The following is a 15,721-nucleotide window of genomic DNA, read 5'->3' on the forward strand; positions in this document are numbered from 1 at the left end:
ACGGGGGCCGGTACGCTTTCCGGCGTGACCACCCCCGCCCCCAGCTCTCGCCAGCGCTGGCTGGTGCCCGTCGTGGTCGTGGTGCTGTCCGTGACCGTGGGCGGCGGCCTGCTCGCGCGCGAGCTCTACCGTCGGCCCGACCAGCCGGCCGACGACACCTCCGTCGCGGCGGCGACGCCGTCCACGGCGGGCAGCGGCGCGCCGGCCGCGGTGGACGACGTCGCGATGACCGACGACGCGAAGGCCCACCCGCAGGCCGACGCCGTCCGCAAGGTCCTGAAGAAGTACTTCGCGGCCATCAACACCAAGCAGTACCAGCAGTGGACGGCCGTGGTCACCGACGAGCGGGCCGCCGGCCAGTCGCAGGGCGACTGGAAGAAGGGCGTGCGCACCACAAAGGACAGCAACGCCCTCGTCTACCGGATCGAGCGCGCGTCGGGGAACTCGCTGCGCGTGCTGGTCGGGTTCACCAGCCGGCAGGAGCTCGACGACGCCCCGCCGTTCTTCCGCGAGGCCTGCATCAAGTGGCGGCTCGTGATGCCGATGGTGGTGGACAAAGGAGTCCTGAAGGTCGCCGCCGTCGACGGGGGGCCACCACCCGAACACGAAAAGTGCTGAAGACGCGAAGAAGGGGCCCGGCCGAAGCCGGGCCCCTTCTTCAGTTCCGGGGAACTCAGGCCGCCGGGGTGAACAGCAGCGCGGTGTTGTGGCCGCCGAAGCCGAACGAGTTGCTGATCGCCGCGGTCAGCTCGACCTTGCGCGGCTCGCCCGCGACGACGTCCAGCTGCACCCGCGGGTCCAGGTCGGTCAGGTTGAGCGTCGCCGGCACGATGCCGTGGTACAGCGACAGGATCGTGATGATCCCCTCGACCGCGCCCGCGCCGCCGACCAGGTGGCCGAGCGAGCCCTTCGGGGCCGTCACGACCGGGTGTTCGCCGACCGCGTTGCGGATCGCCGCCGCCTCGCCGATGTCACCGACCACAGTGGACGTCGCGTGCGCGTTCACGTGCCCGATGTCCGCCGGGGTGACGCCGGCCATCTTCATCGCCGCGCGCATCGCGGCGATCTGGCCGATGCCCTCGGGGTGGTTGCCGGTGATGTGGTAGGCGTCCGAGGTGATGCCGTGCCCGGCGATCGTCGCGTAGACCCGCGCGCCGCGGGCCTTCGCCAGGTCCGCGCGCTCCAGGATGACCACGCCGGCGCCCTCGCCGAGGACGAAGCCGTCGCGGTTGGCGTCGAACGGCCGCGACGCGCTCGCCGGGTCGTCGTTGCGGGTGGAGACCGTGCGGGCCTGGGCGAACCCGGCCAGCGTGATCGGGTGGATGCACGCTTCGGCGCCTCCCGCGATCACGACGTCGGCGCGCCCGGACCGGATCATCTCCACGCCGCTGGCGATGCCCTCGGCGCCCGAGGCACAGGCCGAGGCCGGGGAGTGCACCCCGGCCCGCGCCTTGAGGTCGATGCCCACGTGCGCGGCCGGGCCGTTCGGCATCAGCATCGGCACGGTCAGCGGCGACACCTTGCGGAGACCCTGCTGGTGCAACAGGTCGTTCTGGGTGAGCAGGGTGACGGGACCGCCGACGCCGGTGCCGATCGACACGCCGAGGCGATCGGGGTCCACATCGGTGTGCTCGTCGGTCGGCTCGGTGTACCCGGCGTCGGCCCACGCCTGCCGGGCCGCGATCAGCGCGACCTGCTCGCAGCGGTCCATCCGGCGGGCCTGGACCCGCGGCAGGACTTCGGTCGGTTCGACGGCCAGCTGGCCGCCGATCTTGACCGGCAGCTGCAGCTCCTCGACCCAGTCGGCCTCGATCGTCCGGATCCCGCTCCGTCCGGCCAGCAGACCGTCCCAGGTGGACGTGACGTCCCCGCCGAGCGGTGTGGTGGCGCCGAGACCGGTGATCACGACGTCGATGTTGCTCATGGGAGTCTCCTCAAGGAGGGAAGAGGACTTACTTCGAGTTGGCCGACACGTAGTTCACCGCGTCGCCCACGGTCTTCAGGTTGGCGAGCTCGTCGTCCGGGATCTTGACGCCGAACTTGTCCTCGGCCTGCACGGCGATCTCGACCATCGACAGCGAGTCGATGTCCAGATCGTCCACGAACGACTTCTCGGCGGTGACGTCGTCCTGAGCCACACCGGCGACCTCTTCGACGATCTCGGCGAGGCCGGCGAGGATCTCAGCGTTGTCAGCCATGGGGTAGTTCCCTTCTCGGTCTTTCTGGGGGTCTGTTGCCCTCGGGCGAATGCCCGCGGGGAGCGTAACGGTGATCAGGGGCAGACGAACGCCTGCCCGGCGTAGGACAGGCCCGCGCCGAACCCGACCGCCAGCACCACGTCACCGGTCTTGGCCGTCCCGGCCTTGCGCATGTGGTCCAGCGCGAGGGGGATGGAGGCCGACGAGGTGTTGCCGGAGAACCTGATGTCGTCGGCGACGACCATGTCGTCGCGGGCGCCGTTGGCCCGCAGCTTCTTCGCGATCGCCTCGACGATCCGCAGGTTCGCCTGGTGCGGGATCAGCACGTCCACATCGGACGGCTTCAGCCCGGCGGCGTCCAGCGCCTGCATGGCGATCGGTGCGATCTTCGTGGTCGCCCACCGGAAGACCGACTGGCCCTCCTGGTAGATGTACTTCTCGTCGCGCATGTAGATCAGGTCGACCAGGTCGCCCGCGCTGCCCCACGACACCGGGCCGATCTCCGGCTCGTCGGACGGGCCGACGACCGCGGCGCCCGCGCCGTCGGCGAAGATGATCGCGTTGGCCCGGTCGACCGGGTCGACCGAGTCGGTGAGCTTTTCCGCGCCGATGACCAGGACCTTCTTCGCCGAACCGGCCCGGACGAGGTCGGAGGCGACGCCGAGGCCGTAGCAGAACCCGGCGCACGCCGCGTTGAGGTCGAACGCACCGGGGCTGGGGATGCCGATCCGGGCCGCGACCTGGGCGGCGGCGTTCGGGATCAGCGTCGGCATGGTGCAGTTCGGCAGGATCACCGTGTCCACTTCGGACGGGTCGACCCCGGCGTCGGCGAGCGCGGCGGTGCCGGCGGCGACGGCCATGTCGGTGAGCAGCTCGTCCTTCTCGGCGAACCGGCGCTCGACGATCCCGACGCGGGTCTGGATCCACTCGTCGTTGGTCTCCATGACCTGCGACAGGTCGTCGTTGGTGACGATCTTCGCGGGCTGGTAGCTGCCGACACCCAGCACGCGGCTGCCGCGGGAGCCGGTGCGCAGGCTCAGGGCGGGTCGGTCGGTCACGAGGCGTCCTCCTGGCGCAGCGCCGCCAGTTCGGCCGGCGTCTTCAGCGCGGTGATAGTGGTGACGACGCCCTTGAGCTGCCGCTTGACCAGGCCGGTCAGGGTGCCCGCGGGCGCCAGTTCGATCGTGCGGGTGACGCCGAGCGAGGCCAGGCCGTCCATCGTCAGGTCCCAGCGGACCGGGCGGGTGACCTGGGAGACCAGCCGCGCCAGGTACTCGGCACCGCTGGTGACGACCGTGCCGTCCGCGTTGGACAGCAGCGGCCGGGTGGGGTCGGCCGGGGTCAGCTCGGCGGCGTGGGCGCGCATCGCCTCTTCGGCGGGCGCCATGTACTGCGTGTGGAACGCGCCGGCGACCTTGAGGGCGCGGATCTTCGTGCCTTCGAGGGGCTCGGCGACGATCTTGGCGATCGCGTCCGCGGCGCCGGAGGCGACGATCTGGCCGGCACCGTTGCGGTTCGCGGCGGTCAGACCCTGCTCTCCGAGCCACGCGACGACCTGCTCGGGGTCCCCGAGCATGACCGCGGCCATCGACGTCGGTTCCAGCGCGCACGCCTTCGCCATCTCGGCCCCGCGGACGGCGGCGAGCGCGACGGCGTCTTCCGGCTTCAGCACCCCGGCGATCGCGGCGGCCGCGAGCTCGCCGACGGAGTGGCCGGCGACCGGCGCGTCGGCGGGCACCGGCGCGGTGGCCTGGAGGTGCTCGAAGGTGAGCAGCGACAGCGCCACGATCAGCGGCTGGGCGATCGCGGTGTCCTGGATCTCGTCGGCGTCCGACTCGGTGCCGAGGCGGAGCAGGTCGAGCCCGGCGCGGTCGGACCACTGCGCGACGCGCTCGCGCGCGCCGTCGAGGTCGAGCCAGGGCGTGAACATGCCGGGGGTCTGGGACCCCTGGCCGGGAGCGAGGACTGCTGCTGTCACCCTTCAAGACAACACGGCGGAGGGTGTTTTCCGGGATGCCGACGTTCACAGTGTCTGTGCGGCGTCTTTGTCGGAACCCTCCAAAGATGCGCCGCAGAAGCTCGCGCGTAACCCGGAAGCCTTGTCGGGTTCAATCACCTTTCGCTGTTAAGTCCATCACGTGACGCCCGTCTCGGATCAGGCTTGCGGGGTGAGCACGACGACGGGGATCACGCGGTCGGTCTTCCGCGCGTACTCGTCGTAGAGGGGGAAGATCGCCGCCATCTCCGCCCAGAGGGCGCCGCGCTCGTCCGGCGACGCGACCCGGGCGCGGGCGGTGAACCGGCGGGTGCCGACCTGGACGCCGACGCTCGGCTCGTCCAGGAGGTTCCTGTACCACGCCGGGTCGTCGTCGGCGCCGCCCTTGGACGCGACGACCACGAAGTCGTCCCCGGCGGTGCCGTAGATCAGGCAGGTCCGCCGGGGCAGGCCGGTCCGGCGGCCGGTGGTGGCCAGGACGAGGGTGCGCACCCCGTTCGACTCGTGTCCCACCGTGCCACCCGAGGCCAGGTACGTGCGGGTCTGCTCGGCGACCCAGCCCCACTGCGGGTCGGTGGTGTCGGTGGCGCGGTCGAGGTCGTCGGCGACGGCCATGGTGACGTCCTTTCCTCGGAGGGGGGTTCAGCGGAGCTGTTCGGCGAGCGCGACGATGATGCCTTCGGGGCCGCGCAGGTAGTGGAGCCGGTGGCTGGTCCCGTACTGCACCAGCTCGCCCAGGGGTTCGCCGCCGCGCGGGCGCACCCGGGCCACGACCGCCTCGATGTCCTCGACGGCGAACATGATGCGGCGCAGGCCGAAGGCGTTGACCGGAGCGTCCGCCTGGGCGGGCCCGGGCGCCGCGGGCGCGTGGAACTTCATCAGCTCGAGGCGCCCGTGGCCGTCCGGATCGTCGACGACGATGCCGATGTTGTCCATGCGCCGGATGGTCATGCTCTCTCCCGGGGTCGGGCGGCTGCTCGTACCCCGGGGACGGAGCCGTCGCCGGGTTCTCGACACCGGCGATCACCAGAGGCCGCGGGCCCTCGCCAGCCGTCCCACGGTCAGCGCGATCCGCAGCACCAACGCGTCCCGCGGGTCCGTGGCCTGGCAGCCCGTGAGCTCCGCCGCCTTCCGCAGCCGGTACCGGACCGTGTTCGGGTGGACGAACAGCGTCTTCGCGCACGTCTCCAGCACGCCGCCGCTCTCCAGGTACGCCTCCACCGTGCGCTGCAGGGTGGGGCCCGCCTCCTCGAGCGGGCGGGCGATCGTGTCCACCAGCAGGCGTTCGGCCTCGGCGTCGCCCGACAGCGCGCGCTCGGGCAGCAGGTCCGCCGAGCGCACCGGGCGGGGCGCGCCCGGCCAGCCGACCACCGCCCGCAGCCCCGACAACGCCTCCGTCGCGCTGTGGTGGGCCTCCGCCAGCGTCGGCACCGTCGGGCCGGCCACCACCGGGCCGTCGGCGAACGCCACCGACATCCGGGCCAGCGTCTCCCGCTCCTTCACCCCGCCGTCGGTCGGGCCGCCGACCACGACCACCAGCCGCGAACCCTGCACCGACAGCAGCACCGGACGGCCGACGCGGGCCGCGCGGCTGCGGACCTCGAACACCACCGTCGGCGGGTCCTCCGACGGCGGGTTGCCGACGAGCACCGTGGCGGCGGCAGTGGGGTCCCAGCCCAGCGCCGTGGCCCGCGAAAGCACCGACTCCTCGGCGTCGCCACGGACGATGCCGTCGACGACCAGCGCCTCCAGCCGGGCGTCCCACGCGCCGCGCGCCTCCGCCGCCGCGGCGTAGGAATTCGCCGCCGCGAAAGCGATTTCCCGGCCGTAGCGCAGGATCCCTTCGATCAACGCGGCCCGCTCGGCCTCGTTCGCCGCGAAGTCCGGCAGCTGCTCCTCGAAGACCTCGATGGCCAGCCGGACCATCCCGACCGCCTGCCGCAGGCTGATCCACCGCGACAGCTCGGCCGGCGCGTCGCGGAACGCCTCGGTCGTGAGCTTCAGCGCCTCCTTGGAGTCGCGCAGCCACGAAACGAAGCCGGCGGCCCCGGCCTGGGTGATCAGCAGGACGCTCGCGCGTTGGTCGGCGGGCAGCCGGGCGAACCACGGCAGCCGCCGCTCCATCACCGCGATGCTCGCGCTCGCCAGGCTGCCGGACGCGTGCTCCAGCCGCCGGAGCGTCTTCGCGGACAGTCCGTGGTGCTTCGGCACCCGGCGCGGGGCGGTGGTTCCATCCATGGCGCCCGCGATCCTACGTGCCCGCAACTTCGGTATCCCCGCGCGGCAACGCGCGAGGGTAGGCGGGGCGTCTACGCACTGCCTAGGATCGGGCCACACAGAACGGGGGAACCGGAATGACCGGTTTAGAGATCGATGGGGTGTCCAAACGCTACGGTGACGTGGTCGCCCTGCGGGAGATGACGTTCGACGTCCGGCCGGGGGAGCTGTTCGGCTTCGTCGGCAGCAACGGCGCCGGCAAGACCACGACCATGCGGATCGCGCTCGGGGTGCTGTCCGCCGACGGCGGTGAAGTGCGCTACGACGGCGCGCCGGTGACGCACGAAACCCGCCGTCACATCGGCTACATGCCCGAGGAGCGCGGCCTTTACCCGAAGATGAAGGTCGCCGAGCAGCTGACGTACCTCGCGCGGCTGCACGGCATGCCCGCCGCCGCCGCGCGGGCGTCGGCGGAGAAGTGGACCGAACGGCTCGGTGTCGCCGCCCGCCGCGACGACGAGGTGCAGAAGCTGTCGCTGGGCAACCAGCAGCGCGTCCAGCTGGCCGCGGCGCTGGTGCACGAGCCGCGGATCCTGGTGCTGGACGAGCCGTTCTCCGGCCTCGACCCGGTCGCGGTCGACGTGATGAGCGAGGTGCTGAAGGAGAAGGCGGCCGAGGGTGTGCCGGTCGTGTTCTCCAGCCACCAGCTCGATCTGGTGGAACGGCTGTGCGACCGCGTCGGCATCGTCCGGAGTGGACAGATGGTGGCGAAGGGGACCGTCGCCCAGCTGCGGTCCGGTGGTGCCGTCCGGCTGCGCGTCGACGTCCCGGAGGCCGCCGAAGGCTGGGCCGACGGCGTGCCCGGGGTGAAGGTGCTCGGCCGGACGGGCTCGGTGACCGAGCTCGAGCTGGGCGAGGACGCCGACGACCAGGCCGTGCTCAAGGCGGCCCTGGCCACCGGGCCGGTCCGCGAGTTCGCCCGCGAACAGCCGTCGCTGACCGAGCTGTTCCGTTCCGTCGTCACCCAGGAGGTCCAGGCATGAGCACCCCGGTCCCGGACGTCCGGATGAGCCCCACGGCCGCGGTCGGCCTGGTCGCCTCCCGCGAGATCGGCACGCGGGTGCGGTCGAAAGCCTTCCGCGTCAGCACGGTGATCATGCTGCTGCTGATCGTGGTCGGCATCGTGCTGATCAAGCTGATCGCCGGCGGCGGCGGGGCCGACGCGAAGGTCGGGTTCACCGCGGCGACCGCCGGCTTCTCGGCGCCGCTGAAGGCGGCCGGGCAGACGGTCGACGAGAAGATCGAGACGACCCAGGTCGCCGACGAGGCGGCCGGCCGCGCGAAGCTGGCCGACGGCTCGCTCGACGCCCTGCTGACCGGCGACGGCAAGAGCGTCCACGTCCAGGTGAAGAAGGACCTCGACGGCAAGCTCGCGAACGTCCTGCAGCTGCTGTCCCAGCAGGTGGCGGTCGACCGGCAGGTGACGGCGCTGGGCGGCAACCCGGCGCAGTTCCAGGCGGCGATCGCGACCGCGAAGTTCGTCGAGGACCCGCCGCTGGAGCAGCCGTACGACTACGACGGCCAGCAGCTGGTGCTGGGCATCGTCGCCGGTGTCCTCATCTACCTGTCGCTGATGCTGAACGGGCAGAGCGTGGCCCAGGGCGTCGTCGAGGAGAAGACGTCGCGGGTGGTGGAGCTGCTGCTCTCGACGATCAGGCCGTGGCAGCTGATGGCCGGGAAGGTGCTCGGCATCGGCGTGGTCGGGCTGATCCAGATGCTCGCCATCGGGATCGGCGGGGTGGTCGCCGGGCTGGCCACCGGCGTGCTCACCATTTCCGTCTCGGCCGCGGTGGGCACGGTCGTCTGGCTGATCGTGTGGTACCTGCTCGGGTTCTTCATGTACTCGATCGTGTTCGCCGCGCTCGGGGCGCTGGTTTCGCGCCAGGAAGACGTCGGCGGCGCGACGATGCCCGCCCTGATGTTCGTGATCGCCGGGTACGTGATCGGCATTTCCGTGCTGCCGTCGGACCCGGGCAACACGTTCGTCGAAGTGCTTTCGGTGATCCCGGTGTTTTCGCCGACGCTGATGCCGATGCGCCTGGCGATGGGCGGGGTGCCCGTGTGGGAAGCCGTGGTGTCGGTGGGACTCGTGGTGCTGCTGATTCCGGGGCTGATCTGGCTCGCCGCGCGGATCTACCGGAACGCCGTCATGCGCACCGGCGCGAAAGTGAAGCTCCGCGACGCCCTGCGCGCCGCCTGACGTTGTTCCGCTGTTCATCCGGCCCCCGGCGCCCCCGGGGGCCGGATTCGTCCGGTAAATGCTCGAGGCCGCCCGGCGCTTGCGGTTTACGCTGCGCCGGACGGCCTCGTCTCCCCGGTCCCCACCGGTAGAACCAGTATGGCCACGAGTGATCTTCGCGCGCCAGTCGTCTCACTCGATCGTGGGGCGCACGAGTTGCCGCCCACGGGTACTTGATCGACGATCCGGTGCAAATCCGTGGAGGGAGTCGGTATGGGCCAGCAACTGAAGGACGGACTCGGGCAGGCGTGGAGTTTGGTGGCCACGTTCGTCCCGAAGCTCGTGGGATTCCTGATCATCCTGCTGATCGGCTGGTTGATCGCGAAGGCCGTCTCGAAAGGGCTGGCGCTCGTGCTCGGGAAAGCCGGATTCGGGAAACTCGTCGAGCGGACCGGGCTGAGCGGAAAGATCGGCCAGCAGAAGATCGACGCCACGGGGATCCTCGTCAAATTGGTGTATTACTTCATTCTGCTGATCGCGCTGCAGCTGGCGTTCGGCGTGTTCGGGCCGACGAACCCGGTCAGCCAGTTGCTCAACGACATCATCGCGTTCCTGCCGCGGATCGTGGTGGCACTGGTGCTCGTGGTGGTGGCCGCGGCGATCGCGAAGGTGGTGCGGGACGTCGTGGCGTCCGCGCTGTCCGGCCGCGGTGCGGCGCGCCCGCTTTCGCTGGGGGCGTACTGGCTGATCATGGCGTTCGGCATCATCGCGGCGCTGGGGCAGGTGAACATCGCGACGGCGATCACCGGCCCGGTCCTGATCGCGGTACTGGCGACGGTCGGCGGCGTGATCGTGGTCGGCTTCGGCGGCGGCCTGATCAAGCCGGCCCAGGACCGCTGGCGCGGCTGGCTGGCGAACGTGGAACACCAGCTGGAGACGCCGGCGCAGCGGACCGGGGAGATGCCCACGGCCGCCCGGCCGCGCACGACGGTGGGAGCGGACAACACCCCGACCCCGCCGGCCGGCACCCCGCGCCCGCAGGACTGAGCCGGAGGGGAGTCGCGCGGGCCCGGCGGTCGGGGAAGCCGCCGGGCCCGCCTTTTTCGCGCCGAGGGGCTTCGACGGCGGGATCGGGCCGCCGGCCGGCACCTCGCCGGCCCGCCATCCGAGCACCGCGATCCCGGCGTTCGGGGGAGCCGCCGGGCCCGGTTCGCGCGTTACCCTGGGCCGGTGGGGGTCGTGGCGGCGCTGTGGCGCTATCCCGTGAAGTCGATGGCCGGGGAACGGCTGACCGAGGCGGTGCTCGGCGAGCGCGGCCTCGACGGCGACCGCCTGTACGCGGTCCGGGACCCCGACGGCAAGTTCGGCAGCGGCAAGAACTCCACCCGGTTCCGCCGGATGCCCGGCCTCCACGCCTTCGCCGCGCGCTACGACGGTGACGTCCCGGTGGTCACCTTCCCGGACGGGCGCGTGCTCCGCGGCGGCGACCCGCAGGTGCACGCCGAACTGGCCGCCGCGCTCACCTTCCCGGGCGTCGAGCTGGCGAGGGAAGCCGGCGTGCCGCACCACGACGAAGCACCCGTCCACCTGGTCACGACGTCGTCGCTGGCCTGGCTGGCCGAGCGCGCTCCCGGCGTCGCGCTCGACGAGCAGCGGTTCCGGGCCAACGTCCTGCTCGACACCGGGCCCGCGCCCGAGCTCGCGGAGGAGGCGTGGGTGGGCACGCGCGTCCGGATCGGCGAGGTCGAACTGGAAATTCTGCGCAAGGCCGTCCGCTGCGTGATGGTCGGCTTGCCGGGCGAGGGGCTGCCGGCCGCGCCCGGGCTGCTGAAGACGATCGCCGACACCGCCGGCCTGACCTTCGGGGTGCAGGCCCGGGTCGTCCGCGGCGGCACGCTGCGCGTCGGGGACGTCCAAACCGTGGGATGTTCCGCCCCTCACAGTCCCTAGGGAATTCACCCCGTCCGGAGCATGTTGGGAGCGGTAGGACGAAAGGGGCGTGACGTGGACTTCCTGTTGCACCACGGGATCACGGTACTCGGCCAGTGGATTTCGATCGCGGAGCTCGCCGGGCAGGTGTTCGCGCTCGCCGTCGTGTTCCTCGCGCAGCGTCGCACCCTGTGGACGTGGCCCGTGCAGGTCGGCGCCACCGTGCTGCTGTTCGCCGTCTACGTTTCCGCGCACCTCGGCGGCCTCGCCGCGCGGCAGGTCGCGATCCTCGCCATCTCCGTCTACGGCTGGTGGGCCTGGACCCGCCGCCAGGACCCGGTGTTCGGCGTCGTCGTCCGCAAGGGCCGGCTCGCCGAACGGCTGGCCATGCTCGGCGCGTTCGTCGTCGGCACCACCGTGATGGCCCTGGTGCTCGACGCGCTGCACGCGTCCTGGGCGCCCTGGCCGGACGCCGCCATCTTCGTCGGCACCCTCGTCGCCTTCGGGGCCCAGGGACTGGGACTCGTCGAGTTCTGGCTGGTCTGGCTGGCCGTCGACGCGATCGGCGTGCCGCTGCAGATCTCGTCGGGGCTGTACTTCTCCGCCGCGATCTACATCGTCTTCGCCGGGCTCGTCGTGCACGGCTGGTGGAGCTGGAACCGCTCCGCCCAGCGCGTCGCCGCGCGGCCCGGGGTCACGGCAGCATCCAGCTGAGCGCCGCGGTGCTCTGACCCCAGACGATCAGGCACATCGCGAGCAGCAGGCCGAGGCTCCACGGCAGCACCTTCCGCAGCAGCTTGCCCTCTCCGCCGGGCAGGTTCGCGGCCACGCACGCGATGGTCAGGTTCTGCGGCGACACCATCTTGCCGAGGACGCCGCCGGAGCTGTTCGCCGCGGCCAGCAGGTCCGCCGGCAGGCCCGTCTGGTGCGCCGCGGTCACCTGCAACGCGCCGAACAGCGCGTTCGCCGAGGTGTCGGACCCGGAGACGGCGACGCCGAACCAGCCCAGCACCGGGGACAGGAACGCCAGGCCCGCGCCCGCGGCCGCGATGAACGTGCCGATGGTGCTGGTCTGGCCGGACAGGTTCATCACGTAGGCCAGGGCGAGCACCCCGGTCACGGTGAGGATCGCGAACCGCAGCTCCTTGACCGTCGCCAGCCACTCGCTCGCGGCGCCGCCCGCCTTCACCGCCAGCAGCGCCGCGGTGATGACGCCGGCCAGGAGCACCAGCGTGCCGCCGGTGTTGAGAAACGGCAGCGAGAACGTGTTGCCGGAGACGGGTTTCCCGTTCGGCCCGGCGACGTGCAGCCCGGGCCAGTGGAACTTCCACGTCGCCTTGTCCAGCAGCTTCTTGACCGGGGGCAGCACGGCGATCGAGAAGATCACGATGATGAGCAGGTACGGCAGGTAGGCCTTGACGACGTCGTCCCGCGAGTCCGCCGGCGGCGTCTCGGCGGTCGCCGTCCCGCCGGTGCCGATCCGGACGGCTTCGGGCACCGGGCGCCGGGTCCGGGGCAGCGCCACCAGCGCGGCCGCGCCGGCGAGCGCCGCGCCGATGTCGGCCAGCTGCGGTGACACGAAGTTCGAGGCGAGGAACTGCACGAGCCCGAACGCGACCCCGCAGACGAGCGCGGGCAGCCAGGTGTCCTTCAGTCCGCGCTTGCCGTCGACGATGATCACCAGCAGCAGCGGCACGATTAGCGCGATCAGCGGCGTCTGGCGCCCGACGATCGAGGACACCTCCTGCAGCGGCAGGCCGGTGACCTGGGCCAGGGTGACGACCGGGGTGCCCATGGCCCCGAACGCGACCGGCGCGGTGTTGGCGACCAGCGCGACGACGGCCGCCTTCACCGGGTGGAACCCGACGGCCACCAGCATCACGGCGCTGATGGCGACCGGCGCGCCGAACCCGGCGAGGGCCTCCATCAGCGCGCCGAAGCAGAAGGCGATGATCAGCGCCTGGATGCGCGGGTCGTCGGAGATCCGGCCGAACGAGCGGCGCAGGACGTCGAAGTGCCCGGTCCGCACGGTGAGCCGGTAGATCCACAGCGCGTTGACGACGATCCACATGATCGGCCACAACCCGAACGCGGCGCCCTGCAGCGCCCCGGAGACGGCCTGCACCACCGGCATCCCGTACGCGGCGACGCCGACGACGAGCGCGACGAGCAGCCCGATGAGCGCGGCGTGGTGCGCCCGCATCCGGACCACGCCGAGCAGGACGAGGACGGTGGCGAGCGGCAGCACGGCGACCAGGGCGGACAGGCCCAGCGAGCCGAGCGGAGTCAGATCCTGCACGAACACGGGCGACCTCCGTTTCCACGATGCGAAAACGGCCTTTCGGCGAGTGTCCGAGATCTTCGTCACAAACCCGGCGGTCCGTCAAGAAGTTGAGACCGGTTGGCCCAACGGGTCAGTGTTCAACCGCTCGGTTCAACGGCCTGCTTCACGGCTTCGGCAGCACGTCGAGCGCGGTCTCGGCGATCGCCCGGATCTCCGCCGGCTCGACGCCGCCCTTGCCCAGTGCTTCGAGGCCACGCAGCACCGCCAGCACGAGCCCGCCCAGGTGGGCGGGGTCGGCGTCGGCGGCGATGTCGCCCGCGCGCTGCGCGCCCGCGATGCACGCCGTCAAGTAGCCGTGCAGGTCGCGGAACGCCCGCCCGGTCCGCGCGGCGACGGCCTCGTCGTGCTCCGCGCATTCGGCGGCGCCCTTCGCGATCAGGCAGCCGCGGCGCTCCTGGTCGGCGACGACCGACTCGGCGATGGCTCGCACGTGGTCGCCGAGCCGTCGGTGGGCCGTGTCGTCGGGGCCGTCGAGCTGGTGCCGCACGCCGTCGGTCGATTCGGTGCAGTAGTAATCGAAGACGCGCAGGTAGAGCGCGTGCTTGTCGCCGAAGGCGCCATACAGGCTGCCCTTGCCGAGGCCGGTCGCGGCGGCGATGTCGTCGACCTTCGTGCCGGCGTACCCGTGTTCCCAGAACTGGTCCCTGGCCGCGCGCAGGACCGCTGTCTCGTCGAAGCTCCGGGGTCGCGCCATGAGATCAGGCTACCCATTCTTGACTATCTCGTCCAGAACGGCGTACGTTCTGGACGAGATAGTCAAGAACTCGGAGGGCATCGTGAACCTGGAGAACAAGACCGCGGTCGTGACCGGCGGCAGCACCGGCATCGGGCTCGCCATCGCGAAGCGCTTCGCGGCCGAAGGCGCGCACGTGTTCATCACGGGCCGCCGGAAGGAGGCCCTCGACGACGCGGTCGCCGAGATCGGGGGCGACGTGACGGCGGTGCGGGCGGACTCCGCGAACCTGGCCGACCTGGACGAGCTCTACCGCGCGGTGGGCGAGCGCGGCCGCGGCCTGGACGTCCTGGTGGCCAACTCCGGCGGCGGCAGCTTCGCCCCGCTCGGCGAGATCACCGAGGAGCAGTTCGACACGACCTTCGCCACGAACGTCAAGGGCGTCGTCTTCGCCGTCCAGAAGGCGCTGCCGCTGCTGAACGCCAACGCGTCGATCATCCTCACCGGCTCGACGGCGTCGACGCGGGTCGACCCGGCCTTCAGTGTCTACGGGGCGACGAAGGCGGCGGTGCGCAACTTCGCCCGCGGCTGGGCGGTCGACCTGAAGGGGACCGGGACGCGGGTCAACGTCCTGGCCCCGGGCCCCACGCGCACCCCCGGCCTGCTCGGCCTCGTCGCCGAGGACGAGCAGCAGGGCCTGGTCGACAACCTCGCGGCGCAGGTCCCGCTCGGCCGGGTCGGGGAACCCGCCGAAATCGCGGCCGCGGCGCTGTTCCTGGCGTCGGAGGAGTCGAGTTTCGTCAACGGCGTCGAGTTCTTCGTCGACGGCGGCCTCGCGCAGGTCTAACGCAGGGTGGCGTGGCTCGGCGTCAGGTCCTTCAGCGTCCGGACGCCGAGCAGCTGCATCGTGCGGACCAGCTCCGTCTGCAGGATGTCCACGCACCGCTGGACGCCGCGCTCGCCGCCGGCCATCAGGCCGTAGAGGAACGCGCGGCCGATCAGCACCGCGTCCGCGCCGCGGGCGATCGCCGCCACGATGTCGCCGCCGGACAGGATGCCCGTGTCGATCCAGACCTCCGCGCCGCCCTGGAGCTCGTCCAGGACCGCGGGGAGCAGTTCGAGCGGGGTGGGCGCGCGGTCGAGCTGGCGGCCGCCGTGGTTGGACAGCAGCACCGCGTCGGCGCCGTGCTTCACGACGTCGCGGGCGTCGTCGACGTTCTGGACGCCCTTGACCACCAGCTTGCCCGGCCAGGTGCGGCGCACCCAGTCGAGGTCGTCGTAGTTCAGCGTCGGGTCGAACAGCTTGTTCAGCAGCTCGGCCACCGTGCCGCCGAACTGGTTCAGCGACGCGAACGTCAGCGGCTCGGTGGTGAGCAGGTTGAACCACCACGCCGGGTGCGTCGCGCCGTCGAGGAACGTCTTGAGGGTGAGCGCCGGCGGGATGGTCAGGCCGTTGCGGACGTCCCGCAGCCGGGCGCCCGCGACCGGGGTGTCCACGGTCAGCATGAGCGTGTCGTACCCCGCGGCCCACGCCCGATTCATCAGATCTTCGCCGGCGCCGTGATCGCGCCAGACGTAGAGCTGGAACCACTTGCGCGCGCCCGGCGCGGCCTCGGCGAGGTCCTCGATCGACGTCGTCGCCATCGTCGAAAGACCGACCGGGATGCCGTTGCGCTCGGCGACGCGGGCCACCGCGCGCTCGCCTTCGTGCTGCATCATGCGGGTGAAACCGGTGGGCGCGAAGGCGAACGGGAGCGCGGACGTCTTGCCGAGGATCTCGCGAGTGGTGTCCACATCGGACACCCCGCGCAGCACGTTCGGGTGGAACTCGACGCGGCGGTACGCCTGTCGGGCGCGCAGCAGGCTGTCCTCGAGCTCGGCCGCCCCGTCGGTGTAGTCGAACGCCGCCCGCGGCGTGCGCCTGCGGGCGATCGTCCGCAGGTCGGCGACGGTGTGCGCGTTCGCCAGCCGCCGGTCCGTCGGGTTCAGCACGATCGGCTTGGGTCGCAGGATCTGCTTGAGCTCGTCCGGCTTCGGCAGTCGGCGCTTCGTCACCTTGATCAACTCCCCTAACGCACGCGGGACCCGGCAGACATCGGATGTCTGCCGGGTCCCGAACCTAGCA

17 protein-coding genes are annotated in these 15,721 nt (G+C 71.6%); 7 read left to right on the plus strand and 10 right to left on the minus strand.

All coding sequences use genetic code 11. The annotated features are described in order from the left end of the window. Positions 1-24: 24 nt before the first annotated feature. A complete protein-coding gene (locus tag ACLJOU_RS30045) occupies positions 25-618 on the plus strand; it encodes a hypothetical protein (protein ID WP_410571956.1) in 594 nt (197 codons plus the stop codon). Between the two features lie 55 nt (positions 619-673). On the opposite strand, the gene ACLJOU_RS30050 is transcribed toward ACLJOU_RS30045, so the two are convergent. The 7 genes from ACLJOU_RS30050 to ACLJOU_RS30080 form a co-directional block, all read right to left on the minus strand. Continuing rightward, the gene (locus ACLJOU_RS30050; protein ID WP_410571958.1) at positions 674-1,924 is read right to left on the minus strand and encodes a beta-ketoacyl-[acyl-carrier-protein] synthase family protein; all 1,251 of its coding nucleotides are present in this window, start codon (positions 1,922-1,924) and stop codon (positions 674-676) included. 28 nt (positions 1,925-1,952) lie between these two features. Continuing rightward, positions 1,953-2,198, minus strand: coding sequence for an acyl carrier protein (locus ACLJOU_RS30055; protein WP_004559006.1), 246 nt, complete (start codon positions 2,196-2,198; stop codon positions 1,953-1,955). Positions 2,199-2,272: 74 nt separating this feature from the next. Further along, on the minus strand, positions 2,273-3,256 hold the full coding sequence (locus ACLJOU_RS30060) for a beta-ketoacyl-ACP synthase III (protein ID WP_410571960.1): 984 nt from the start codon (positions 3,254-3,256) through the stop codon (positions 2,273-2,275). Then, positions 3,253-4,176 carry an ACP S-malonyltransferase gene (locus tag ACLJOU_RS30065; protein ID WP_410571962.1) on the minus strand — a complete coding sequence of 308 codons (924 nt, stop codon included), beginning with the start codon at positions 4,174-4,176 and terminating at the stop codon, positions 3,253-3,255. Before ACLJOU_RS30065 ends, ACLJOU_RS30060 begins: the two co-directional genes overlap by 4 nt. A 177-nt stretch (positions 4,177-4,353) precedes the next feature. After that, complete coding sequence (locus ACLJOU_RS30070; RefSeq protein WP_410571964.1) at positions 4,354-4,809, minus strand: nitroreductase family deazaflavin-dependent oxidoreductase; 456 nt, start codon at positions 4,807-4,809, stop codon at positions 4,354-4,356. 27 nt (positions 4,810-4,836) lie between these two features. Beyond that, positions 4,837-5,145, minus strand: coding sequence for a VOC family protein (locus ACLJOU_RS30075; protein WP_410571966.1), 309 nt, complete (start codon positions 5,143-5,145; stop codon positions 4,837-4,839). Between the two features lie 72 nt (positions 5,146-5,217). Continuing rightward, positions 5,218-6,432: a PucR family transcriptional regulator gene (locus ACLJOU_RS30080; RefSeq protein WP_410571967.1), complete on the minus strand. Its 1,215-nt coding sequence runs from the start codon at positions 6,430-6,432 to the stop codon at positions 5,218-5,220. Positions 6,433-6,548: 116 nt separating this feature from the next. Between ACLJOU_RS30080 and ACLJOU_RS30085 the strand changes: the two genes are divergently transcribed. The 5 genes from ACLJOU_RS30085 to ACLJOU_RS30105 all read left to right on the plus strand — a co-directional run bounded on the left by ACLJOU_RS30085 (position 6,549) and on the right by ACLJOU_RS30105 (position 11,293). Then, positions 6,549-7,454 carry an ABC transporter ATP-binding protein gene (locus ACLJOU_RS30085; RefSeq protein WP_410571969.1) on the plus strand — a complete coding sequence of 302 codons (906 nt, stop codon included), beginning with the start codon at positions 6,549-6,551 and terminating at the stop codon, positions 7,452-7,454. Next, entirely contained in the window at positions 7,451-8,671 is a 1,221-nt protein-coding gene (locus ACLJOU_RS30090) for an ABC transporter permease (protein WP_410571971.1), read from the plus strand. The genes ACLJOU_RS30085 and ACLJOU_RS30090 overlap by 4 nt, the downstream gene beginning before the upstream one ends. 252 nt (positions 8,672-8,923) lie before the next feature. Next, the gene (locus tag ACLJOU_RS30095; RefSeq protein WP_410571973.1) at positions 8,924-9,697 is read left to right on the plus strand and encodes a mechanosensitive ion channel family protein; all 774 of its coding nucleotides are present in this window, start codon (positions 8,924-8,926) and stop codon (positions 9,695-9,697) included. A 183-nt stretch (positions 9,698-9,880) separates the two neighbouring features. Then, complete coding sequence (locus ACLJOU_RS30100; RefSeq protein ID WP_410571974.1) at positions 9,881-10,600, plus strand: MOSC domain-containing protein; 720 nt, start codon at positions 9,881-9,883, stop codon at positions 10,598-10,600. 54 nt (positions 10,601-10,654) lie between these two features. Further along, positions 10,655-11,293 (plus strand): nicotinamide riboside transporter PnuC, encoded by a 639-nt coding sequence (locus ACLJOU_RS30105; protein ID WP_410571976.1) that lies wholly within the window; start codon positions 10,655-10,657, stop codon positions 11,291-11,293. On the opposite strand, the gene ACLJOU_RS30110 is transcribed toward ACLJOU_RS30105, so the two are convergent. Together ACLJOU_RS30110 and ACLJOU_RS30115 are read right to left on the minus strand one after the other, a co-directional pair. Further along, complete coding sequence (locus tag ACLJOU_RS30110; protein ID WP_410571978.1) at positions 11,274-12,884, minus strand: L-lactate permease; 1,611 nt, start codon at positions 12,882-12,884, stop codon at positions 11,274-11,276. The two genes, ACLJOU_RS30105 and ACLJOU_RS30110, sit on opposite strands and share 20 nt — an antisense overlap. Positions 12,885-13,026: 142 nt before the next feature. Continuing rightward, positions 13,027-13,617 carry a TetR/AcrR family transcriptional regulator gene (locus tag ACLJOU_RS30115; RefSeq protein WP_410571980.1) on the minus strand — a complete coding sequence of 197 codons (591 nt, stop codon included), beginning with the start codon at positions 13,615-13,617 and terminating at the stop codon, positions 13,027-13,029. Positions 13,618-13,696: 79 nt separating this feature from the next. Between ACLJOU_RS30115 and ACLJOU_RS30120 the strand changes: the two genes are divergently transcribed. Beyond that, on the plus strand, positions 13,697-14,443 hold the full coding sequence (locus tag ACLJOU_RS30120; protein ID WP_410572040.1) for an SDR family NAD(P)-dependent oxidoreductase: 747 nt from the start codon (positions 13,697-13,699) through the stop codon (positions 14,441-14,443). Here the strand turns inward: ACLJOU_RS30120 and ACLJOU_RS30125 are convergent. Further along, positions 14,440-15,651, minus strand: a complete 1,212-nt coding sequence (locus ACLJOU_RS30125; RefSeq protein ID WP_410571982.1) for an alpha-hydroxy-acid oxidizing protein — start codon at positions 15,649-15,651, stop codon at positions 14,440-14,442. The genes ACLJOU_RS30120 and ACLJOU_RS30125 overlap by 4 nt on opposite strands. Positions 15,652-15,721 lie beyond the last annotated feature (70 nt).

Origin of the sequence: Amycolatopsis sp. cmx-4-61 (genome assembly GCF_046548775.1) — a bacterium.
In the GTDB taxonomy this organism is placed as follows: domain Bacteria; phylum Actinomycetota; class Actinomycetes; order Mycobacteriales; family Pseudonocardiaceae; genus Amycolatopsis.

What these genes read in the sequence shown, in the direction of transcription:
- ACLJOU_RS30085 (WP_410571969.1), top strand. Translation starts at nt 6,549, where the DNA reads ATGACCGGTTTAGAGATCGATGGGGTGTCCAAACGCTACGGTGACGTG.
- ACLJOU_RS30070 (WP_410571964.1), bottom strand. Translation starts at nt 4,809, where the DNA reads ATGGCCGTCGCCGACGACCTCGACCGCGCCACCGACACCACCGACCCG.
- ACLJOU_RS30095 (WP_410571973.1), top strand. Translation starts at nt 8,924, where the DNA reads ATGGGCCAGCAACTGAAGGACGGACTCGGGCAGGCGTGGAGTTTGGTG.
- ACLJOU_RS30090 (WP_410571971.1), top strand. Translation starts at nt 7,451, where the DNA reads ATGAGCACCCCGGTCCCGGACGTCCGGATGAGCCCCACGGCCGCGGTC.
- ACLJOU_RS30080 (WP_410571967.1), bottom strand. Translation starts at nt 6,432, where the DNA reads ATGGATGGAACCACCGCCCCGCGCCGGGTGCCGAAGCACCACGGACTG.
- ACLJOU_RS30050 (WP_410571958.1), bottom strand. Translation starts at nt 1,924, where the DNA reads ATGAGCAACATCGACGTCGTGATCACCGGTCTCGGCGCCACCACACCG.
- ACLJOU_RS30055 (WP_004559006.1), bottom strand. Translation starts at nt 2,198, where the DNA reads ATGGCTGACAACGCTGAGATCCTCGCCGGCCTCGCCGAGATCGTCGAA.
- ACLJOU_RS30075 (WP_410571966.1), bottom strand. Translation starts at nt 5,145, where the DNA reads ATGACCATCCGGCGCATGGACAACATCGGCATCGTCGTCGACGATCCG.
- ACLJOU_RS30115 (WP_410571980.1), bottom strand. Translation starts at nt 13,617, where the DNA reads ATGGCGCGACCCCGGAGCTTCGACGAGACAGCGGTCCTGCGCGCGGCC.